Raw genomic sequence first — 20251 nt, 5'->3', positions numbered from 1 at the left:
GGGGTAGGAAGCGGGCTTTTTTTATTCGAATCAATGAATGTACTATTCGTCAGAGGCAACTACATGTGACAAGTCTTTGGGCCAACGACTATCATTCCTTATTGATTCTGAAATGAAGACATACTCCATGTGCATAACCTGCCCATTTTTCGTGAGTACACATTCATTCTTTAAGGCAATCTTTTTTATTGAATCTCCTACTTGCGCATTCTCTTCGAGCGTAGGGCTTAGCAAAGGAATATCGATAATTGAATCCTCCGTACGAATTTTGATGTAGCCTGTTTTTCGACGGTACTTTTCAATTATTACTCCCCTGTATTCGCTCCTGATATTCTTTGCATACACTTTTATATCACCTTCTTTTCCGCTGGAGTGCATGAAGTACACAAATACCCCGAAGGCTGTAAAAAATACTAGTTGCTTTACTGATCTTTTACCCATTTAGCTACGCCTGCAATTCGCGGCTTAGGTTGTATAGGGCCTGTTTCAGCGGCAGGAAGAACAGGGTTTCGGGCAGGGTTTCGTCGGAGGAAAGCTGGCGCTGGAACTGGTGCAGGCCCAGGCTCAGGCTGTCCTCGATTTCGCGGAGCAGGATGTCTTTTACGCGCTGACGGTCCACGTCCACGCCTACTTCGCGCAGGTAGGGCGCTACGTCGTCGCCTTCCAGCACCAGGGTGAGGTAGTTGCGCACGTTGTCGAGCACCGTGTTTTTCAGCTCGGCATCTACCTGGTTCAGCTTCAGGCGCTGCTGGTTGAGCTCGGTGCCTTCCACGGCGCCGCTGTACTTCACGGGCTTGATGTTGTCGTAGTCGGTGGTGGTTTTCTCCTCGAACAGCACGCCGCCGTTGGTGGTGGCTTCCTTGGGGTTGTCGGCCAGGATGACGCGGAAGTTGTGGGGCGGCTCCACGCCCGTCACGGCCTGGAAGATGGCCTTCGTAATCTTCTCAATGGCCACCAGGGAGCTGCCCCCGGCCAGCAGGCGCAGGTAAAGGCTGCCTTTGCCCGAGAAGCAGAGGTAGCGCGGCGTTTTCAGGCCGAGGTGCTTGGTGAGCTGGGCCGTGTGGTAGATGATGCTGGTGTAGTGCAGGTAGAACAGCACCCGCAACTGCCGGCCTTTGCCGAGGCCCAAGGCCTGGGTGAAACGCAGGGCATCATCGTACTTGAACAGCAGGCTGGTCACGTCGGCGGAGCCGAAATCGGTGTTGCTGAGGGCGGCGCGCAGGTAGCCTTTGTATTCCTGGTTTTGCTCGGAATCGGGCAGGCTTTCCACGTGGCCCACGCCGAGGCGTAGCAGACCGTTCTGCTTAGGCGCGCCCTGCACGCGGGCGTAGCCGTCGCCCCACAGGTCGTCGCCGGCGAAGCGGAACGAGGTGCTGTAGGCCGGCTTCTGGTCGGCGAAGAGCAGCAAATCGGTGGTGCCGCCGCCTATATCGATGTTGACCACGTTTTCGTCGCGGTTGGGCACTACCTGGTTGGTGGCGGTGAGGTAGTAGTACGGGGCCACCGACTCGGTGAGGCAGATGGTAGCGCGGCGCGTCTTGAACACCTGCTGGAACGACTCATCCCAGACCTGCTGGAACTGGTTGCGCAGGAACCCATCAAAACTCAGCGGCGCAAACCACACCACGCGGGTGTCTTCCAGAATACCGCCGTGCAGAGCTGCCTTGTGGCGCAGCAGCAGCAGAATTTCCCGGAAAAACGCCTCGATACGGGCCACACCCTGCGGGTCCAGCTCAGCCGACCATTTCAGGTTGGTCACGAACCGGTTCTGGGGCAGCTCGGCCGTGTTTTCGGTGTTGATGCTAAAGCCGATGTTGGTGTTGCTGAGCACCTTGGCCGGCTCGTTGGCGAACGACGTGGTTTCGCACACCGCCGTCCGAATCGGAAACTCATACACCGAGCCGCCTTCGCCCACGAACGAGGGCACAAACTCCCGGTTCTGCAGGGTGGCAATGTTGTCCCAGATCTGCCCGGCCCCGGTGCGGTAGCGCTGGGCGGCCGAAAGGCCCTGGTCGGCTACCGGCGCGTGCAGCCATTCTACCTGCACATCGGCCTCGCCGATGGTGAGGGGGCGCGGGTGGGCACTCGGCGAATCGGCGTAGGCAATGTGGGTGTTGGTGGTGCCGAAGTCGACGGCAAACGTGAAGCGACGGGTGCCGCGGTCCAGCTCGCGCCAGCGTGGCACCAGCAGGCCCCGGGCTGGCTCCGCCCCGATGGTGGCGGGCGGGCAGGTCAGCTCAGCCAAGTCGAAATGGGTGCCGGTGACTTCGTAATACGTGCTGCCAGCGGTGGCCATGCTCTTCTGGGTGCGCTCATAGCGGGTGGCGCGACGGGCGGCTCCCTGCTCCGTGATTCGCTCCCCGTTCACGAAGAACGTGAGGTCGTAGCGGCGGTTGAGCATGGTGGGCGCGTTGTCGGCATCCACCAGCATCACTTTGTAGAGGTCGTTGTACTCGGGCTGGTAACGCACCTTGTAGAACGGGAACACGCCCACGCCCACGGCGGCTTTCACAATGCGGCCCTTCTCCAGAATCTCACGGCCCTGGGCGTCCTTGGGGTTCTGCGGATTGTGGTAGTAGCTGCGCTCGAAGGTGATGAAGCGGCCTGCCTGCACCGGCACCCGCAGCTGCACGCGCACGTGGCTCAGGTCGATGGTGAAGGTGAGCAGCTCGGCCAGCTCGTTCTCGGTGAAATACTCGAAAAACGCCTGTTTCAGCGGCAGCAGATACGGAAATCGCGCCCGGCCCTGACCATCAGCCCCATACTGGAAGGTGACTTTGCCGGTGTGGAAGCGCTGGGTATTCAACTCGTAGGGCAGCTCCACCAGGGAGTCTTCCAGCAGGTCGCCTACCGTGAGGTAGGGGTACTTGAAGCCTTTGCCGGGCAGCACGCGGCTTTCCAGCGCCACTTCATCGTAGTACGGTACCGGCGTGCGGTCGTCCCAAGGCTGGCCATTGAGGTAGTTGGCGCCAGGCATCGTCAGGTTCGGGCGCAGCACCAGGGGGCGCGGCCGGCCCGTCGTCGATTCGCGGGTGGGCTGGATGAACAGGTCGGAGCTGGTCACGGCCGACTGGTCGGCGCGGCCGGGCAGGGGCACGCCTTTCACGCTCACCAGGTTGCCCTGCACGTCGGCCAAGGCCGGGTAGCGGGCGGCAAACTGCTGGGCGCTCCGGTCGCCCTGCATCTGGAGCTGGTTGATTTTTGAGCGGTCGAGGCCGGCGTACACGCTGCCGGCAAACTCGCGGCGCTGCAGCTGCGGATAGGCCAGAAACAGCTCATACACGAACTCCCGGAACTGCGGGTCGCGGTCTTCGAGCAGCACGGTCTGCTGGTCGAAGTAGTGGCCGCGGGCCTGGGGCCGCTCCAAGTCCAGGGGCTTCACGGCGGGGCCGGTGAACAGGATCGTGAGCGGCGAGGTACCGCCCAGCAGGCGCGTGCCTCCCGCCAGTTCCGGCGACTCATAGTACACCAGATACATATCCGAGAAGTCGCGGAACCGCTCGTCCTGCATGTATAGCTGCAGGGTTTCGCCCAGCAGGCGCGTACCCTCGTCCTGCCGCATCCGGCGGATTTCGGCCTCGGCATTCCAGCGGCGCAGCGTGATTTTGCGGCCGGCCTGGGTGTAGAGGTGGTAGTTGTAGAGCAACTCCAGCAAATCCCAGAAGTGCGTGGTCAGCTCGTGGTACACCGAGCCGGGGTTGCGCTGCCCCTCCCGGGCCAGAAAGTCGAAGGCCGTTTCAAACAGGTGCATCCGCGCAAACGGCGTCGGGATACTCACGGCTAGGTTGCGCGACTTGCCGCCCGCGGGGTCGGTCACGGTATTGATTTCGGTGCTGGTAACGGGGGCGGTTTTCTGCCAGCCCTGCACCTGCTGGGAGCCGTTGTTATGTAAGCGAAGGACTTTGGCCATTCTATTTCACTTTTGCGCAGGACTTCATCCTATTTGAAAAACATATCTGTTGCTGCATCTATCATATGTAGCAGGAACTTCTATCTCCTGTAATTCAAAAAATCGGGTAAACCACTTAATAAAAACCGCATAGACACCTTCTTCCTGATAGTCGCAGTGGCTGAAATCGAGCTTGGTTATATCAATTACGATACGCTTGTCACCCAGAATTTCTCTGGCAATCGGCTCGATTCGGTTTACTGCTTTTATGAAAAAACTATTCTCATTATCCGTCAGAACAATCCCTGATTTATTCCTCACACTTACACCAGATTCGGCTACTACAACATCTGCAGAATCGAGAAGCACATCATTGACGATTGTTCCCCAAGCACCCATACATATCGAAATACCCCAGCTGCTTTTAAGCACTTGGTATGTGACTTCCAAATATGCAGGCAAGGTCTTGGGACTTGACATTACACCACCTTCACCTTCTCCTCAAACGCCTTATCCGTCACATCATAGAACAGCTCCAGCAGCTTGCGGAAGTTGTCGGGTTCCTGGATGGACTTCTCGGTTTTGTTGAGGTTGTCGAGCAGGTAGTTGTGGCTGAGGCCCTTGTTGAAGAAGTCGTTCCACTTCTTTTCCACCGGCTTGCCCAGGATCATGGCGTTAAAGTCGTCGGTTTGGAGGTCGAAGGGGCGGAAGGCGCGGCGGTTCTGGGCCAGCTCTTGCAGCCACTGATCCACGCCCATGTCCTGGCTGTGCAGGAAGGTGTTCAGCTCCCGGAAGATGGGCTCGTTGCGCATGGCGTAGTCCAGCTTCAGGTTGTCGGCGTAGGGCGCTTTGTCGGTGGGCAGGTGCTGCTTGTGGTAGCGCGTGAAGTACAGGAACTGCGTGAGCTGCTTGGCCATGATTTCCCGCGTCTCATCGGGCAGGTGGCTGAACTGGATTTCCGGTGAGTCGGTCTGCAGACCGTACTCGTGGAAGTGCGGACCGCCGGTGCGCAGCTCGGCGGGCGAGTAGCGCATGAAATCCACGATGCTCAGGGCTGCCAGCAGCTCAATTACGTGGGCCTTGTTCTTCTGCTGGGTGCCGCCGGGCTGGTTTTCGTAGGGCGTGTCGGGCGTGTCGGCGAGGTAGTACAGCGCGTCGAGGCCCTGCAGGTTGTGCTCGTAGTAGCTGAGCGCCGCCTTGGTTTTGGTGAGGAAGTTGTTGGAGTCGATAACGGCGTTGTCCTCGCTCTGGAGGGCGAAGTAGGGCATCACCGTCACGGCGCCGGTGGGCGCGTCGCGCAGGTAGCGGGCGTTGCTGAGGCGGGTGTTCGTGTCCTTCAGGTTCTTGAGCATCAGCGGGAAACCCGCCGCGCCCGTGCCGCCGAAGATGCTCGACACGAAGAATACCCGGTCGCCATCCTGGAAGTTATCGGCGAAAAACCGCATTTCCGGGCTTTCCACCAGCTTATTCAGCACAATGCTGCCCACGTTCGGGGAGCCGCGGAAGCCAATGGTCAGCGGGCTTTCCAGGTTGTCCTGGGTGAACAGCAGATCCACCAGCCCCTTCGAGTCCACGCTCAGACCGTCGTAGCTCAGGTACTGCCGGAAGCTTTGGTTGATGCCGCCGAAATCGAAGATGAAGGTGTCTTTCACCGAGCCGTTCACGTCTTGCGAAATGCCGCTCAGCGTGCTGATATCGGTCTTGAAGAAGCCTTCTTCGCGGGGACCGAGGCGCTTGTAGATCTGCTGGTAGCTCTGCAGCAGCTGCACCGTACGGTTCATGTCGCCGTTGTGCGCGTCGGGGTCGATGATGATGGGCACTACCCGGTCGCAGTTGGGCAGCTCCACGCCCGCCGCCAGCAGCATCGTGAGCGAGCGAATCACGCGGGAACCCGTGCCGCCAATGCCGAATAAAAAGAGTTTAGCCATGAGTTGCTGATGTTGAACGAAACTCCCCTCATCAGCTGAGGAGGGGACGTTCAGCCGCAAGGCTGAACTGGGGTGGCTGGCTCGTTGCTGATGTTGTTTAATGGAACGATTTCGCTCTGCATCGTCCAACGATTATCAACCACCCCTAGCCCCTCCTTTCCAAGGAGGGGAACTAGCTTTTAGCTTTAGTTCTAAAACGGTGTCGTGCTGGCGTTGGTGGAGGCGCGCTTGAGCAGTACCGAGAACAGGAAAAACCAGAACAAGCCCAGGATGGCGTTCCAAGTGGCCAGCCAGTAGATGTAGCTGTGGTCGGTGACCTGCTGGGCGTTGGTCTGCCAGATGGTGACGAAGAAGGCAATCAGCGCATTCAGCCCCAGAAACAGCGCCCAGTGCCGGCCCTTGTTAAAGGTAGCCACGCCCATAGCCCGGTTGATGAGCAGGTAAAACACCACCACCAGCCCCAGCGAAACGCCCAGGTTCAGCAGCCCCAGGTTGGGGAAGATAACGTCGCGGTACACGGGGGTGTCGGCGGGTGGTTGGGGGGCGCCGATGAGTTCGTAGAGGAAGCGGAAGAGTGCTTTCATGAAAGGAAGTAACGCGAAGTTCCCCTTCGCGAGTGGTGGAACGATACGACGAGGGGCGAAATTGTCAGTAGTGCGAAGCTTTTGCTTTGCGCGGTGTTGAACGACTATCGTGCCAAGTAATGTGGCGCTCAGTGTGCGTTTGTACGCGGCTATACGCGAAGCAAAGGCTTCGCGCTACTGCTTATGCTGCTACTCGGCGGGCTGCACGGTCAGGGGCAGCTCAAACACCGGGCGCTTCTCCCCGGCTGCCTGCGGCTCCAGTCCGTCGAGCAGGGAGCTGAGGGCGAAGGTTTTGGGCGCGGGCGTGCCGTCGTTGCGGGTGGTCCACTGGGCTACCCAGGCGGGGCGCTGGTCCTGGAGGCGCAGCACCAGCGGGCGGGCCGCTTTGGGCGCTTTCGTGAGGCGGATTTTGGCGAAGTGCGTGAACTTGCTTTCCGGGCCGCTGCTGGCCTTGGTCTGGGCCGAGGCGGCCTGCAGGTCTAGCAGCTTGGCGTCGGTGTCCACGCCCTGCAGGGTCAGGTTCTGCTTGAGGTAGGCTACGTCGCGGTACTGGCCGGGCAGCTGGCCCAGGTTCAGCCCCACTACAAACTCCACCGGCTGCTGCGCCGAGGCTTCCGATACGGCCACCACGCGGTAGGCGTCGGCGGTGCGCTTGCTGGCCCCGGCGTCGCCGTAGTACCAGCTCCCCTTGTTCTGGAACTTGCTCAGCAGCGAATACGCCGGCCGCGGATACGTGACGCCGAAGTGGGCCTGCTTGGCGGGCTGCTGCTCCAGCAGGGCGGCATCAAACTGCCGCACGGCCGCCGCCGGCCCCAGCACCCAGATGTAGTAGGGTATTTCGGTGTCGCAGCAGGCAGTTTTTTTGCCGGCCGCCTTCAAAGCCGGGTAGTACGTGCCCCGGAAATCCGAGGTGTAGCCGTACACCGACACGGCCATTTCCGGCTGCGCGCCGTTGCGCTGGAGGGCATCGGTGATGTCGGTTTTGATGTAGGGAATGGCTCCGGCGTTTTTCGGGGAGTAAATAAAGTCCGAAATCAGCACGCTCACGGTGCCGGGCTGGTAGTAGCGCGTCATCAGCGTATCGAGCACGGCGGGCAGCTCAGTACTTTTGGCGGGCTGCTGAATGCCGCTGCGCACCGTTGCCGAAATGCCCTGGTACGTATCGGCGTAGGGCTTCTCCTTGATGCGGAAGAACGCCTTTTTCCGGGCGGCCGGCGTCCGGTTGATTTCCGAAAGCAGCTGCGCCACGTGTTGCTGAAACTGGGTATTCTCGCCGCTGGCCCCGGTTTTGGGCATGAAGCCTTCCATCGAGCCCGACACTTCCAGAAACACGTTCACAGCCTGCAGCGGCTGGGCAGCGGCGCCACTGACCACATCAGCAGCTTCTTCGGGAGCGTCGGGTGCAGACGTAGCGACCGGCGCAGAGGCAGCCGGAGTCTCCGTTTTGACATCAGTAGTGGCCGCTCCTTCTTCCGATTTCATATCGGAGCGGGAGTAGCAGCCGGGCAGCAGCAGCAGCGTCAGGCCCAGGGCGGGCAGCAGGCGGGGAAAGGAGGTCGGGTAGCGCATCGGGCTAAAGTAACGACAATCTACCCGCAGCGGATACATGAACGGTGAAATGGTGAGGTGGTGAAATAGTGAGTTGGATGTTCCGCTTGCGTAGGTAACGCCGTCAGAACATCCAACTCACTATTTCACCACCTCACCATTTCACCGCCTAGCTGTAGTCGATTTCTGTGTTGTCGCCGATGTTGAGGCTGTGGCGGGTGCCGCGGAACAGGGCGTCGGAGCCCACGATACAGTCGTGCATGACAGCGGAGCGCAGTTCGGAGTAGGAGCCGATGATGGAGTCGGTCAGGATGGTGTTCTTGACGATGGTCCGGTCGCCGATGGCCACGTTGGGGCCGATGATGGACCCCGAAATTTGGCAGTCGTGGCCGATACTGACGGGCGGGATGATGATGGTATCCGGAAACTCGGGGTACTCGCGGCGCTTCAGGAACTCGGGGCGGTTGAGCAGGCGGGCGTTGGCTTCCAGAAGACTCTCCTTCCGGCCGCAGTCAAACCAGTTATCCACCGACGTAGTCGTCATTTCGGCCCCGTCCTGAATCATGAGCATGAGGGCATCCGTGAGCTGAAACTCGCCGTGGGTGCGCTGGTCCTGGTCGATGATGCGCTCCAGGGCCGAGGCCAGCCAGTCGGGGTTGGCAATCTTGTACAGCCCCACCATGGCGTAGTTGGACTTCGGAATGCGCGGCTTCTCCACCACTTTCGTCACGCGGCCACCGGCGCCAGTTTCCACCAGCCCAAACAACGAAGGAGTCTTCACTTCTTTCACGGCCAGCACGTTGCCGGGCATGGCCATCATATGCGGCAGGTCAATGTCCACGATGGTGTCGCCGAGCAAAATCAGGATGCCGTCCTGCTCGTGGCGGAATTGCTCCCGCGCCAGCCAGAGGGCGTGGGCAATGCCTTCGCGCGGCTCCTGCACTACAAATGAGCACCGTAGCTGCGGATACTGGCGGCGCACGTAGCTCTCAATCTTTTCGCCGAGGTAGCCGATGATAAAGACAAACTCCTGAACGCCGGCCACGCTCAGCCGGTCGATGATGTGCCCCAGGATGGTGTTGCCGGCTACCGGAACCAGGGATTTGGGCTGCGTGTGCGTGTGCGGGCGCAGGCGCGACCCAATGCCCGCGACGGGAATAATGGCTTTCATGAATTACTGGCGTGGCGTAAGTCCGCAAAATAGCGAATCGGGGCGGGAGCAGCGCGCAACACAACCGCTGCGGCGCGAATTCGTACTTTGCCGGCAGAAGGCCGCCTGTTTCAGCGTGCCCGGCCTTGTTGCCGGCACCGGCCACCCTCTTCCTACTCTGTTTTCTCTCCCTTTCATTTCTTTCCTACTCTTTATGAAACGCTTTCTTCTCTACTTTGCCGGCCTAGTGCTGCTACTCTCCCAGTCGTCGTGCGGCTACAATGGCATGGTTGAGCGCGACCAGGCTGTTAAATCGCAGGTTGGCAACGTGCAGAGCGCCTACCAGCGCCGCTCCGACCTGATTCCGAACCTGGTGAACACCGTGAAAGGCGCCGCCAATTTCGAAAAGTCGACCCTGACCGAGGTGATTGAAGCCCGGGCCAAAGCCACCAGCGTGCAGCTGAACGCCGACAACCTCACGCCCGAAAACCTGAAGCAGTTCCAGGAAGCCCAGTCGCAGGTGAGTGCCGGCCTGGGCCGCCTGCTGGCCGTTTCAGAAAACTACCCCGAGTTGAAGGCTAACGCCAACTTCCAGGAGCTGCAGGCCCAGATTGAGGGCACCGAGAACCGCATCAACGTAGAGCGCAACAAGCTCAACACCGTCACCAACGACTACAACGGCTTCGTGAAGTCCTTCCCGAACAACATTTTCGCGGGGATGTTCGGCTTTGCCGAAAAACCATACTTCGAGGCCGACGCTGCCGCGCAGAAGGCGCCTACGGTTCAGTTCTAATGTAGTGCTTAGGGCCTAGGGCTTGGGGCCTGATGCTTAAGGCTTGGCAGCCAGGGGTCGGCTTTTTTGACCGTTATGCTGCCGGGCACTATCCACCAGTTTCTAAGCCCTAAGCAATAATCCCTAGGCACCAAGCACTAAAACATGAACAACCCTCTCACCGCAGAGCAGGAAAAGGCCTTGGTAGAGGCCATCCGGCAGGCTGAAATCCTGACCTCGGGCGAAATCCGGGTGCACCTGGAAGACCATTGCCCCACGCCCGACCCGCTCGACCGGGCGGCGCAGGTGTTTGCCGAGCTCAACATGCACAAGACGGCGCAGCGCAACGGCGTGCTGTTCTATCTAGCCTGGCAGAGCCGGCAGTTCGCCGTCATCGGCGACGCTGGCATCAATGCGGCTGTACCCGACGACTTCTGGGAAACCACCAAGGAAAACGTGCTCCAGCTGTTTCGGCAGGAGAAATACGCGGGCGGGCTCGAAAACGGCATCCGGCTGGTGGGCGAGCAGCTCCAGCGCTATTTCCCCTACGACGCCGCCACCGACCAGAACGAACTCGACGATTCCATTTCCTATGGTGGTGGCACGCCCCAGCCTCCCCGCAAATGACACACTCCCTCGTATTACGGCCGCCGCTCTGGCTGCGGCCGCTTCTGGTAGCGCTGCTGCTGGCGGTCTGCTGGGCCGGCGTGGCCCAGCAGCTACCCCCGCGCCCCAACCCACCGCGCCTCGTCAATGACCTGGCCGGCATGCTGCGGCCGGATGAGGTGCAGGCGCTCGAGCAGAAGCTGGTGGCTTACAACGACTCCACATCTTCGCAGATTGCCGTTGTGACCGTGCCCACGCTGGGCGGCGACGACATTGCTAACTTTGCGCAACAGCTCTACGAGAGCTGGGGCATTGGCCAGAAAGGCAACAACAACGGCGTCCTGATTCTGATTGCGGAGCAGGAACGCAAGGCCCGTATTCAGCCTGGCTATGGCCTGGAAGGTGCTATTACTGATGCATTGTCTAAGCGCATTATCACTAATACCATAGTTCCAGCGTTCCGCGAGAAGCAATATTACGTTGGCATTGACAAAGCGGCAGACCAGCTGATTGCGTTGGCAGCAGGTGAATACAAGGCCGACCAGACTCAGGCTCCGGCCCGCACCCGCGCCAACGACAGCAGCGGCTCCGGCTGGCTGTTCTGGCTGATTATCGGGGCGCTGGTGCTGTTTATGCTGCTCCGTAACCGCGGCGGTGGCGGCGGTAACGGGCGCAACCGCGGCTTCGGGGGCGGCATGATTCCGCCCATCATCTTCGGCGACTTCAGCGGCGGCCGTGGCACCTTCGGGGGCGGCGGTGGCTTCGGCGGTGGTGGGGGCGGCGGATTCGGCGGATTCGGCGGCGGCAGCTCCGGCGGCGGCGGCGCCTCCGGCGACTGGTAGACGAATAGTTGAGCAAAAAAGTAGCTGAGTGATTGAGTAGCTGAGTGGTTGTTCTGGTGCGCACTATGCGGGCACCAGAACAACCACTCAGCTACTTTTTTGTGGCCCTATGGCTCAGCTACACCTCTACGAACTGAATGTCCAGCTACTTCGCCACTCCTTTATATCCTTTTTAATCAGCAACTCAGCTACTCAGTCACTCCCTTGTAGACCGGCAGCTCGTAGAACGGGCGCAGCAGCTGCACTACGTCCAGGGCGTCGGCCAGGGCCTGGTGGGCTACTGTGTCGTCTTCGAAGCCGGCACGGGCCTTGCAGATCTGCATGGTGGGCAGGCGGGTGTCTTTGCGCCAGTTGAGGTAAAAGGCGGCCGGATCGAGCATGGCTGGTTCGGCCCGCACCAGGCGGCCGTAGCCGGGCAGCTGGCGCAGAAAGCCTAGGTCGAAGGAGGCAATGTTTTTGCCGGCCATCGTCACGGCTACGCAGTCTTTTTTATCGGTTTTGAAGCCCTGATCCAGCAGAAACTCCCGCAGTTGGGGCAGCAGCTCATCGGGGATGCACAGCTCGGGGTTGGGCTCTTTGCGGGCCAGTTCCTGCAGCAATCCGGCATTGAGGGCCAGCGCCCCGGCCGTACCGGTTAGCTCCGGATGCCGCACCACCCGGCGAAACGCTGGCAGTTCGTTTAGCGGCAGCAGGTGCCGGGTGTTTTCCACCACGGCGGCCAACTCCAGAATCTGGTGACGTTCAGAGTTGCCGCCGGTGGTTTCAAGGTCAAGGGAGATGTAGCGCATAGGAGCTTGCTTACGGCATACTATACGGCTGGTTAGAGCCATACCGCCTGCCTCCGTAAATCTGCACTGACATTGATCAGAATGCTGTAAGCAAGCTATATATATAGCTAACACAATAAAAAGCAACACCTTATGCCCTGCTCATTTTCTTTCTTTTATACTCATCAGTCAATCTCAACTACCTATATTTACAAATCACCACATGCCATTGCCTTCACTATACTCCTGCAAGGCACAGGTACTATCTCGCAAATTATTCTCCCGTAGTTTCTTATGCTTCGAACCATACTACTCATTGCTTTGCTTGCGGCTGCTTGCCCATCCTTCTGTCAGCAGCGGCCTGATAGTACTGCCCTGACTTATAGTCCGGCAGCCTCTATCAAACAAGACTATTATAAAGATGAAATAGGCCTAACTAAATTATATAACGGATCTGAATATATTGATTACACCAAGCTTTATGCTGCCATCAAAGGGCACCAGTTTTTCTTATCAGACCAGAAGCTAAACGGCAGCGTCACGTACGACAATCATTTATTCGAAAACATAAAAATAGCTTACGACATAGCACGCAACCAGGTAGTTGTACAACATGCTAATAATCCATTTACGCTGAAACTCATTAATAGGAATATACAGAATTTCACTATCGACGGTCATTATTTTCAACGCATAGTAGCTGATAGCAGCAAGCAGACAGTAGTCAGAACAGGGTTTTATGAATTGTTATCAGACAAAAGCTTCAGAATTTTTGCCCAACGGAAGAAGGGCACTCTGGAAAGAATAGATCAACAGAAAATCACCTTGGAATTCACGCCTGAAACCCGCTTATACTTGGAAAAATCTGGCGTTTTCTATGATATTAACAGCAAGAAAAACCTTATCCTGGCGATAGGAAGCAAAGAAGATAATTTGAAAAAATATGTCAAGAGCAATAAGCTTAAATTTGATATAAAGCGAAGAGAATCCAGCGTTATAAGTACTGTAAATTATTTTGAACAGTTGTCTCAATAAGCGACGCTTTCATTTATCTACCTGATTTTTTCGTTATGATGCATTTCTATCGACGGTTACTGCTATTGCTGCTATGCCTAACCGGAGCAGGGCGCGGAGTGAGTGCCCAGCAAAGGCCGCTGGACCGGGTGAGCGGCCGCTTCGACCATACGCTGTTCATCGATTTTGTGCGGCAGCTGGAAACCCAGGTGCCTACGCGTTTTTTCTTTGAAGAAGCCGCCGTCGATAGTGTTTTTGTGACGCTGGAGGCCCGCGACGAACCCGTGGAAGCCGTGGTAACGCGGGCCCTGCAGGGCACGGCCTTTTCGTGGGTGGCCGACGAGGAGCACCGCATATTTATCACCGCCGGCCCGCGCATCAGCACAGAGCTGCCGGCCGACTTTTTCCGCCCCGGTACCAGCGGCGCCCCCGCTGACCTTGCTTCTGACGAGCCGCCGCCGGCTACCACGGTAGCAGGCCGGGCGCGCTACGTGCGTGAGGCCGAAGTACGGCTCTACGAAATTGGCGCCGGGGGTTCCGGCAGCGGGCGGGCGACGCTGGCGGGGCACATCCGGGACCTGAAATCGGGGGAGCCCACTATTGGGGCGACCATTTACGTTGGCGCAACCGGCGTGGGCACCAGCACCGACCAGTTCGGCTACTACTCGCTCACGCTGCCCACGGGCCGCCACGAGCTCAATATCCGGGGCATTGGCATCAAAAACACCCGGCGGCAGGTGATGCTGCGCTCCAGCGGCAAGCTGGAAATTGAGGTAGAGGAGGACATCACCCCGCTGAAAGAGGTGGTGATTGAGGCCGAGAAAGACAAAAACGTGTCGGGGATGCAGATGGGCCTGGAAAAGCTCGACATCAAGACGATGCGGCAGGTGCCCACGGCGTTCGGCGAAACCGATATTCTGCGGGTGGTGCTTACGCTGCCCGGCGTGAAGTCGGTGGGGGAAGGCAGCACCGGCCTCAACGTGCGCGGCGGCGGCACCGACCAGAACCTGATTCTGTTCAACGGCACGACCATCTACAATCCGTCGCACCTGTTCGGCTTCTTCTCGGCCTTCAACCCCGATATTCTGCAGACAGTGGAGCTGTACAAGAGCGGTATTCCGGCCAAGTACGGCGGCCGGTTGTCGTCGGTGCTGGAAATTAAGACGCGTGAGGGCAACAAAAAGAAGCTGGCAGGCTCCGGCGGCATTGGGCCGCTCACCAGCCGCCTGACGCTGGAAGGCCCCATTGTGAAGGACAAGAGCGCCTTTATCGTCAGTGGCCGGGCCAGCTACTCCGACTGGCTGCTGCGCCGGCTTGATAACAGCAGCTTCCGGCAGAGTGCCGCCGCCTTCTCGGATGTTTCGGCGCACGTCAACCACCAGATCAACGAGAAAAACACGCTCTACGCCACCGGGTATCTGAGCTCCGACCGGTTCCGGCTGGCCAGCGACACCACCTATCAGTACCAGAACCGCACGGCCAGCCTGAAATGGCAGCACAACTTCAGCAACCAGCTGTACGGCGTGCTTACGGGCGCTTACAGCGGCTACGCCTACGATATCAGCAGCGAGAAAAACCCGGTCAATGCGTCGCGGCTGCAGTACGACATCAACCAGAACAGCCTGCAGGCCGACTTCAGCTACTTTCCCAATGCCAAGCACACCATCGATTTTGGGGTCAGCTCGCTGTTTTACACCATTTCGCCCGGCAGCCTGTTGCCGCGCGGCGAAAGCTCGCTAATTGCCCGAAAGGTTCTGCCCAGGGAAAAGGCGCTCGAAAGCGCCCTGTACATTTCCGACCGGATTGATCTGACGCAACGCCTGTCGCTCTCGCTGGGGCTGCGCTACTCGCTCTTCCAGGCGCTGGGTCCGCGCGACGTGTACGGGTACGACCCTGGCCTGCCGAAGTCCACCAGCACCATTGCCGACACCACCCGCTACGGCTCCGGCAAGGTGCTGGCCACGTACCACGGCCCCGAATACCGGGTATCGGCCCGCTACTCGCTTTCCGAGAATTCTTCCGTGAAAGCCAGCTTCAACCGCACGCGCCAGTACATCCATCAACTGTCGAACACAGCCTCGGTGTCGCCGGCTGACATCTGGAAGCTGAGCGATTCGCACGTGCGGCCCCAGGTCGGCGACCAGGTGTCGGTGGGCTACTACCGCAACTTCAAAGCCAACACCATCGAGACGTCGGTGGAAACCTACTACAAGTCGTTGCGCGACTTCGTGGATTATAAAAGCGGGGCCACGCTGCTGCTCAACGACCACATTGAAACCGACATTGTGAATGCACTGGGCAAGGCCTATGGGGTGGAGCTGATGGTGAAGAAGCTCACCGGCAAGCTCAATGGTTGGGTGAGCTACACGTACTCCCGCTCGCTGGTGCAGGTGAATGCGGGCACCACGGCCGAGATGATCAACGGCGGCCGCTACTACCCCAGCAACTTCGACAAGCCGCACGACGTGACGATGATCGGCAACTACCGGTTCAGCCGCCGCTTTAGCACCTCGCTCAATTTCACTTACAGTACCGGCCGGCCCATTACACTGCCACTGGCCAAGTACTACGTTGCCAACTCCCTGCGCGTGTACTACTCTGACCGCAACGCCTACCGCGTGCCCGACTACTACCGGGCCGACCTGGCCCTGAACATTGAGGGCAACCACAAGGTGAAAAAGCTGGCCCACAGCTCCTGGACGGTTGGGGTGTATAACCTGACCGGCCGCCAGAATCCGTATTCCATCTACTTCAAGGCCGAGGAAGGCAAAATCAATGGCTACAAGCTGTCGATTTTCGGCCGCCCGATTCCGACTGTCACCTATAACTTCCGATTCTAGATGCGCGCTATCCTACCCCTGCTTGCTCGTTTATCGTTGTTGTGGAGCCTGCTGCTCGGCAGTTGCATCGAGCCCTACCTACCGGAAGATATCGGCTCGACCCGCAGCTTTCTGGTGGTCGATGGCTTCATCAACCTCAGCGGCCCAACCACCATCCGCCTGTCGCGCACCTACGACGTGAAAGCCGGGGGCCAGCCGCCCGCCGAGCTGCGGGCCGCCCTGTATATCGAAGCCGAAAACGGCCAGCGCTATCCTTTGGCTGAAGGGGCGGACGGCGTGTATACGGCCGCACCGCTGCCGCTGGTAGCGGGCAACCTGTACCGGCTGCATATCACTACCGCGGCCGGGCTCATGTACGCTTCAGAATTTGTGCAGGCCAAAGCCACCCCGCCCATCGACAGCGTGACGTGGCGCCCCAGCGCAGACGGCCTGACCGTGTACGTGAATGCCCACGACGACACCCGAGCCACGCAGTACTACCGCTGGGAGTTCCAGGAGACCTGGGAAATCAAGCCGCTGCTAGTGCCCACCGTGGCCTACATCAACCGCTCGATGCGCCCGATAGTAACGCCTTACCCGGAGCTTTGCTGGGCCAGCCAGCTGTCGACGCCTATCCGGCTCAGCAAAACCACGGCCCTCACCCAGGATGTGGTGGCCGATTATCCGCTTATTTCCATCAGTACTACCAGTCAGCGCCTGCTGCGCAAATACAGCATTCTGGTGAAGCAGTACGCCCAGACGCCGCAGGAGTACCAGTACTGGGAGCAGCTCCAGAAGAACACCGAGAACATCGGAACCTTGTTCGACCCGTTGCCGTCGCAGCTTACCGGCAACGTGAAGTGCCTCAACGACGGCCAGGAACTGGCCCTGGGATACGTAGGCGCGCACGGCATCAGTGAGCAAAGACTCTTCATCGACCGCGACCAGCTGCCGCGGGCCTGGCGCCCCCTGACCGGCTACGAGGACTGCATTCCGCCTGATACCGTGGAGCTGCCTGCTATCCACAACGTCTTCGGGGGCAACAAGGTGGTACCCGTGCGGGCTGTGTATACGACAGGCGGCGCATTGCGGGGCTACACTTCCGCCACCAAAGACTGTGTGGACTGCCGGCTGCGGGGAACTTCCGTCCGGCCCAGCTTCTGGCAATAAGCAGTGCTGTTATTATGTCCTTATGCTAATGGCTATTCCTTTTTCTCGATTGCGCCGCAGTTGTCGGCTGCTGTTCCTGCTACTCGTGGGGTTGTTTGCAGGGGCCAGCGCCTACGGTCAGACAACTGACTTCAGCTCACTTGCCCGCCAGTTTTCCAGCTATCAGCAGAAGGCCGTACCGGAAAAGCTGTTTCTGCACCTCGACCGGCCGCTATACCTGAGCGGCGAAACCATGTGGTTTAAGGCCTATACCGTGGATGGCACCCACAACCGCCCGCTGGCCATGAGCAGCGTGGCCTACGTGGAAGTGTTGGACGCCCGCAATACGCCCGTGCTGCAAACCAAGATTGCGCTGGCCCAGGCGACCGGGTACGGCTCGTTCCTGCTACCCGCCAGTATGCCGTCGGGCACCTACCAAGTGCGGGCCTACACCAGCTGGATGAAGAATTTTGGGGCGGAGTCCTTCTATCAACAGGCCGTGACGGTAGTCAATACGTTCACGACGGCAGGCGCCCAAGCGGCCAAGGATTCCGTAGCCTACGACGTGCAGTTTTATCCGGAGGGCGGCAACCTGGTAGCGGGCCTCAGCAGCAAGGTGGCTTTTAAGGCCGTGAATGCCGCGGGCCAGGGCGTGGTAGTTGAGGGCCGCGTGCTCAACCAGCAGAACAAGCCCGTGGCTACCTTCCGGACGCTGCGCCACGGCATGGGCAGCTTTATGTTAACGCCCGAAGCAGGCGCCACCTACAAGGCCATCGTGACGGTGCGCAACGGGCCAACCATCAGCCGGGACTTACCGCGGGCCTTTCCGCAGGGCGTGGTGATGCGCCTGGAGCGCACTGCCTCGCGGCAGCTCACCATTGCCGTGCAATCGACGCAGAAGCAACCGGAAGCCGTGTTTCTGCTGGCGCACGCACGCCAGCAGGTGGTAGTGGCGGCGCAGAGCCAGCTTATCAATGGGCAGGCTACTTTCACCGTCGATGCACAACAGCTGCTCCCCGGCGTGTCGCACTTTACTGTGTTTGGGGCTAACCAGCAGCCGCTGTGCGAACGGCTGTTCTTCCAACCACCGCCGCCGCCCCTGGCCATTACGGCGGTTGCTGATCAGCAGGCCTACCCTACCCGCGGCAACGTGCGCATTGCCGTAGCCACCCCCGGCGCCACAGATTCCCGGGCCAACCTATCGATGGCGGTGTATCGGCTGGATTCTCTGAGCGCCAAAACGGGGCCGGACATCCACAGCTACCTGCAGCTCACCGCCGACCTGCGAGGCAGGGTGGAACACCCGGAGTACTACCTGCAGTCCACGGCCCCGGACCTGCCGGAAGCTACCGACAACCTGATGCTGACGCAGGGCTGGAGCCGCTTCAAATGGGAGCAGGCGCTGGCCGCTATCCCACCGGTTTTCACGTACCTGCCGGAGCTGCACGGCCCGGTTGTGGAGGGCCGGGTGCTGCACCCGGTCAGCGGCCAGCCCGTGGCAGGCATCACCACGTATCTGTCGTCGCCGAGCCTCATCGTACGGCTCAACAATGCCGTCAGCGACGCCAAGGGCCGGGTACGGTTTGAGATGAACGACCTATACGGGCCGCGTGACTTGATCATGCAAACCAACCCGGCCCAGGACAGCACCTGCCGCCTGGAAATTCTGCCGGCTTTTGCCAGCCAGTACACCCCCGCCTTCCCCATGGCAGCCGCACCCGCCCTCCGGCTGCAGCCCAGCTATGCCGCGCGCCACCTGCAGGCGCAGCTGCAAACCCAGTATTTCGGGAAATACCGCAACCGGTATACCCCACTTCGGCCCGACAGCGCCGCCTTCTACGGCTCGCCCGACGAGACCTACCTGCTGGACAAGTACACGCGCTTCAAGGTGATGGAAGAGGTGATGCGGGAGTACGTACCGGGCGTCATCGTCAGGATCCGGAAAGACGGCTTTCATTTCCTGGTCATAGACAAGGTAAACCAGACCGTATTGGATGAAAACCCGATGGTGCTGCTGGACGGTGTACCCGTGTTCAACATCAACAAAATCATGGCGATGAACCCGCTCAGCATTCGCAAGCTGGATGTCATTGATGCGCGCTACTTCCACGGTTCCGCCATTTACGACGGGGTAGTGAGCTTCTCCACTTACAAGGGTGATCTGGAAGGATTCAAGCTCGACCCGCGGGTGCTGGTGCAGCAGTACGAGGGCCTGCAGGCACAGCGCGAGTTCTACGCCCCCCGCTACGAAACCGCCGAAGCCTGGCAAAGCCGCCTACCCGACCTGCGCAACCTGCTGTACTGGAACCCAGCCATCACCACCACCGGGCCCACCGCCAGCACTGTGGATTTCTTCACCGGCGACCAGCCAGGCCGCTACCTGGTGGTCGTGCAGGGCTTGGCCTCCACCGGGCAGGCGGGCAGCACCAGCTTCGTACTGGAAGTGAAGGGCGCGCTGTAAAGCACTTCCTGGCCTTTTACAAGGTAAACGCCCGGTATCTGACGCAGATACCGGGCGTTGGTATTATGAGTTCAGACCGATGTTCAGGCGGCTCAGTGCGCGCTCATCACCCCGGCCTGCACCTCCACAGCTAGGCGGTTCTCGGGCGGGGGCACGGGGCAGGAGTAGCCGGTCTGATACGCGCAGTACGGGTTGTAGGCCCGGTTGAAGTCAAGCAGCACCTGGCCGCCGCGGATCTGGCCCCGGCGCAGGTCGATATAACGGCCGCCGCCGTAGCTGCCGTGGCCATTGGTGCGGTCGGTGAAAGGCACGAACAGGTAGTCGCGGTACTCGGCGGTTTTCAGCAGGTCCAGGCTCTGGTACACGGTGAGCCGCTGGGGCTGGCCGTCGAGGACGAACTCCAGCACGCCGTACTTGCGGTAGAGTGGCCGCCGCAGGGTGCTGGTTTGCATCGGGAACGGGGCCGAGAGCGAATCAGCTACGAAACGAGCTACCACGCAGGCGGCGTAGCGGACCGGGTAAAACGGCAGCCCAGCAAACGTGGCGCGGGCCGGGCGGGGCAGCGGCGTGCGGGTTGAGTCGCGGAACTCCGTGTTGAGCTCCTGCTGAAAGGCCGCTACTTGGCGGGCGTGCTCTGCTTCTTTAGGGTGCGGGGAAGTGACTTGGGCAAGGGCAATGTTGGAAGGCACAGTCACGCCGAGCATAATGAATAAGTATTTCAT

At 59.6% G+C, this 20251-nt stretch carries 16 protein-coding genes; 7 read left to right on the top strand and 9 right to left on the bottom strand.

The window, feature by feature from the left end; all coding sequences use genetic code 11:
* Positions 1 to 42 precede the first annotated feature (42 nt).
* The 7 genes from O9Z63_RS18750 to O9Z63_RS18720 form a co-directional block, all read right to left on the bottom strand.
* Positions 43 to 441, bottom strand: coding sequence for a hypothetical protein (locus tag O9Z63_RS18750; protein ID WP_270126918.1), 399 nt, complete (start codon positions 439 to 441; stop codon positions 43 to 45).
* 4 nt (positions 442 to 445) lie between these two features.
* Positions 446 to 3910 carry an acetate and sugar kinases/Hsc70/actin family protein gene (locus tag O9Z63_RS18745; protein WP_270126917.1) on the bottom strand — a complete coding sequence of 1155 codons (3465 nt, stop codon included), beginning with the start codon at positions 3908 to 3910 and terminating at the stop codon, positions 446 to 448.
* A 24-nt stretch (positions 3911 to 3934) separates the two neighbouring features.
* Complete coding sequence (locus O9Z63_RS18740; RefSeq protein ID WP_270126916.1) at positions 3935 to 4339, bottom strand: hypothetical protein; 405 nt, start codon at positions 4337 to 4339, stop codon at positions 3935 to 3937.
* A gap of 29 nt (positions 4340 to 4368) precedes the next feature.
* A complete protein-coding gene (locus tag O9Z63_RS18735; protein ID WP_270126915.1) occupies positions 4369 to 5817 on the bottom strand; it encodes a hypothetical protein in 1449 nt (482 codons plus the stop codon).
* 191 nt (positions 5818 to 6008) lie between these two features.
* Entirely contained in the window at positions 6009 to 6401 is a 393-nt protein-coding gene (locus O9Z63_RS18730; protein ID WP_270126914.1) for a hypothetical protein, read from the bottom strand.
* 189 nt (positions 6402 to 6590) lie between these two features.
* The gene (locus O9Z63_RS18725) at positions 6591 to 7970 is read right to left on the bottom strand and encodes a hypothetical protein (protein WP_270126913.1); all 1380 of its coding nucleotides are present in this window, start codon (positions 7968 to 7970) and stop codon (positions 6591 to 6593) included.
* Positions 7971 to 8118: 148 nt separating this feature from the next.
* On the bottom strand, positions 8119 to 9120 hold the full coding sequence (locus tag O9Z63_RS18720; RefSeq protein WP_270126912.1) for a sugar phosphate nucleotidyltransferase: 1002 nt from the start codon (positions 9118 to 9120) through the stop codon (positions 8119 to 8121).
* Between the two features lie 193 nt (positions 9121 to 9313).
* Here O9Z63_RS18720 and O9Z63_RS18715 point away from each other — a divergent pair, with 193 nt between their 5' ends.
* The 3 genes from O9Z63_RS18715 (at position 9314) to O9Z63_RS18705 (ending at position 11319) form a co-directional block, all read left to right on the top strand.
* Positions 9314 to 9892 (top strand): LemA family protein, encoded by a 579-nt coding sequence (locus O9Z63_RS18715; protein WP_270126911.1) that lies wholly within the window; start codon positions 9314 to 9316, stop codon positions 9890 to 9892.
* 144 nt (positions 9893 to 10036) lie between these two features.
* On the top strand, positions 10037 to 10498 hold the full coding sequence (locus O9Z63_RS18710; RefSeq protein WP_270126910.1) for a TPM domain-containing protein: 462 nt from the start codon (positions 10037 to 10039) through the stop codon (positions 10496 to 10498).
* Complete coding sequence (locus O9Z63_RS18705) at positions 10495 to 11319, top strand: TPM domain-containing protein (RefSeq protein WP_270126908.1); 825 nt, start codon at positions 10495 to 10497, stop codon at positions 11317 to 11319. The genes O9Z63_RS18710 and O9Z63_RS18705 overlap by 4 nt, the downstream gene beginning before the upstream one ends.
* A 188-nt stretch (positions 11320 to 11507) precedes the next feature.
* On the opposite strand, the gene O9Z63_RS18700 is transcribed toward O9Z63_RS18705, so the two are convergent.
* The gene (locus O9Z63_RS18700; RefSeq protein ID WP_270126907.1) at positions 11508 to 12107 is read right to left on the bottom strand and encodes a 3'-5' exonuclease; all 600 of its coding nucleotides are present in this window, start codon (positions 12105 to 12107) and stop codon (positions 11508 to 11510) included.
* A gap of 273 nt (positions 12108 to 12380) precedes the next feature.
* Here O9Z63_RS18700 and O9Z63_RS18695 point away from each other — a divergent pair, with 273 nt between their 5' ends.
* Genes O9Z63_RS18695 through O9Z63_RS18680 form a run of 4 tightly spaced genes read left to right on the top strand, consistent with a single transcriptional unit; the run spans position 12381 to position 19529 of the window.
* Positions 12381 to 13121 carry a hypothetical protein gene (locus O9Z63_RS18695; RefSeq protein ID WP_270126906.1) on the top strand — a complete coding sequence of 247 codons (741 nt, stop codon included), beginning with the start codon at positions 12381 to 12383 and terminating at the stop codon, positions 13119 to 13121.
* Between the two features lie 35 nt (positions 13122 to 13156).
* Positions 13157 to 15940: a TonB-dependent receptor gene (locus tag O9Z63_RS18690; protein ID WP_270126904.1), complete on the top strand. Its 2784-nt coding sequence runs from the start codon at positions 13157 to 13159 to the stop codon at positions 15938 to 15940.
* Positions 15941 to 17089, top strand: a complete 1149-nt coding sequence (locus O9Z63_RS18685) for a DUF4249 domain-containing protein (RefSeq protein WP_270126903.1) — start codon at positions 15941 to 15943, stop codon at positions 17087 to 17089.
* A 49-nt stretch (positions 17090 to 17138) separates the two neighbouring features.
* Positions 17139 to 19529, top strand: a complete 2391-nt coding sequence (locus O9Z63_RS18680) for an MG2 domain-containing protein (RefSeq protein WP_270126902.1) — start codon at positions 17139 to 17141, stop codon at positions 19527 to 19529.
* Between the two features lie 92 nt (positions 19530 to 19621).
* Here the strand turns inward: O9Z63_RS18680 and O9Z63_RS18675 are convergent, their stop codons facing one another.
* Complete coding sequence (locus O9Z63_RS18675; protein WP_270126901.1) at positions 19622 to 20251, bottom strand: DUF1684 domain-containing protein; 630 nt, start codon at positions 20249 to 20251, stop codon at positions 19622 to 19624.

Source organism: Hymenobacter yonginensis, from assembly GCF_027625995.1.
In the GTDB taxonomy this organism is placed as follows: Bacteria; Bacteroidota; Bacteroidia; order Cytophagales; family Hymenobacteraceae; genus Hymenobacter; species Hymenobacter yonginensis.
This window is presented reverse-complemented; position numbering and strand designations above follow the sequence as displayed.

Excerpts from the sequence above, each read along its gene's own strand:
- O9Z63_RS18690 (WP_270126904.1), top strand. The coding sequence starts at position 13,157 with ATGATGCATTTCTATCGACGGTTACTGCTATTGCTGCTATGCCTAACC.
- O9Z63_RS18685 (WP_270126903.1), top strand. The coding sequence starts at position 15,941 with ATGCGCGCTATCCTACCCCTGCTTGCTCGTTTATCGTTGTTGTGGAGC.
- O9Z63_RS18675 (WP_270126901.1), bottom strand. The coding sequence starts at position 20,251 with ATGAAATACTTATTCATTATGCTCGGCGTGACTGTGCCTTCCAACATT.
- O9Z63_RS18695 (WP_270126906.1), top strand. The coding sequence starts at position 12,381 with ATGCTTCGAACCATACTACTCATTGCTTTGCTTGCGGCTGCTTGCCCA.
- O9Z63_RS18750 (WP_270126918.1), bottom strand. The coding sequence starts at position 441 with ATGGGTAAAAGATCAGTAAAGCAACTAGTATTTTTTACAGCCTTCGGG.
- O9Z63_RS18700 (WP_270126907.1), bottom strand. The coding sequence starts at position 12,107 with ATGCGCTACATCTCCCTTGACCTTGAAACCACCGGCGGCAACTCTGAA.
- O9Z63_RS18730 (WP_270126914.1), bottom strand. The coding sequence starts at position 6,401 with ATGAAAGCACTCTTCCGCTTCCTCTACGAACTCATCGGCGCCCCCCAA.
- O9Z63_RS18705 (WP_270126908.1), top strand. The coding sequence starts at position 10,495 with ATGACACACTCCCTCGTATTACGGCCGCCGCTCTGGCTGCGGCCGCTT.
- O9Z63_RS18715 (WP_270126911.1), top strand. The coding sequence starts at position 9,314 with ATGAAACGCTTTCTTCTCTACTTTGCCGGCCTAGTGCTGCTACTCTCC.
- O9Z63_RS18735 (WP_270126915.1), bottom strand. The coding sequence starts at position 5,817 with ATGGCTAAACTCTTTTTATTCGGCATTGGCGGCACGGGTTCCCGCGTG.
- O9Z63_RS18710 (WP_270126910.1), top strand. The coding sequence starts at position 10,037 with ATGAACAACCCTCTCACCGCAGAGCAGGAAAAGGCCTTGGTAGAGGCC.
- O9Z63_RS18745 (WP_270126917.1), bottom strand. The coding sequence starts at position 3,910 with ATGGCCAAAGTCCTTCGCTTACATAACAACGGCTCCCAGCAGGTGCAG.
- O9Z63_RS18720 (WP_270126912.1), bottom strand. The coding sequence starts at position 9,120 with ATGAAAGCCATTATTCCCGTCGCGGGCATTGGGTCGCGCCTGCGCCCG.
- O9Z63_RS18725 (WP_270126913.1), bottom strand. The coding sequence starts at position 7,970 with ATGCGCTACCCGACCTCCTTTCCCCGCCTGCTGCCCGCCCTGGGCCTG.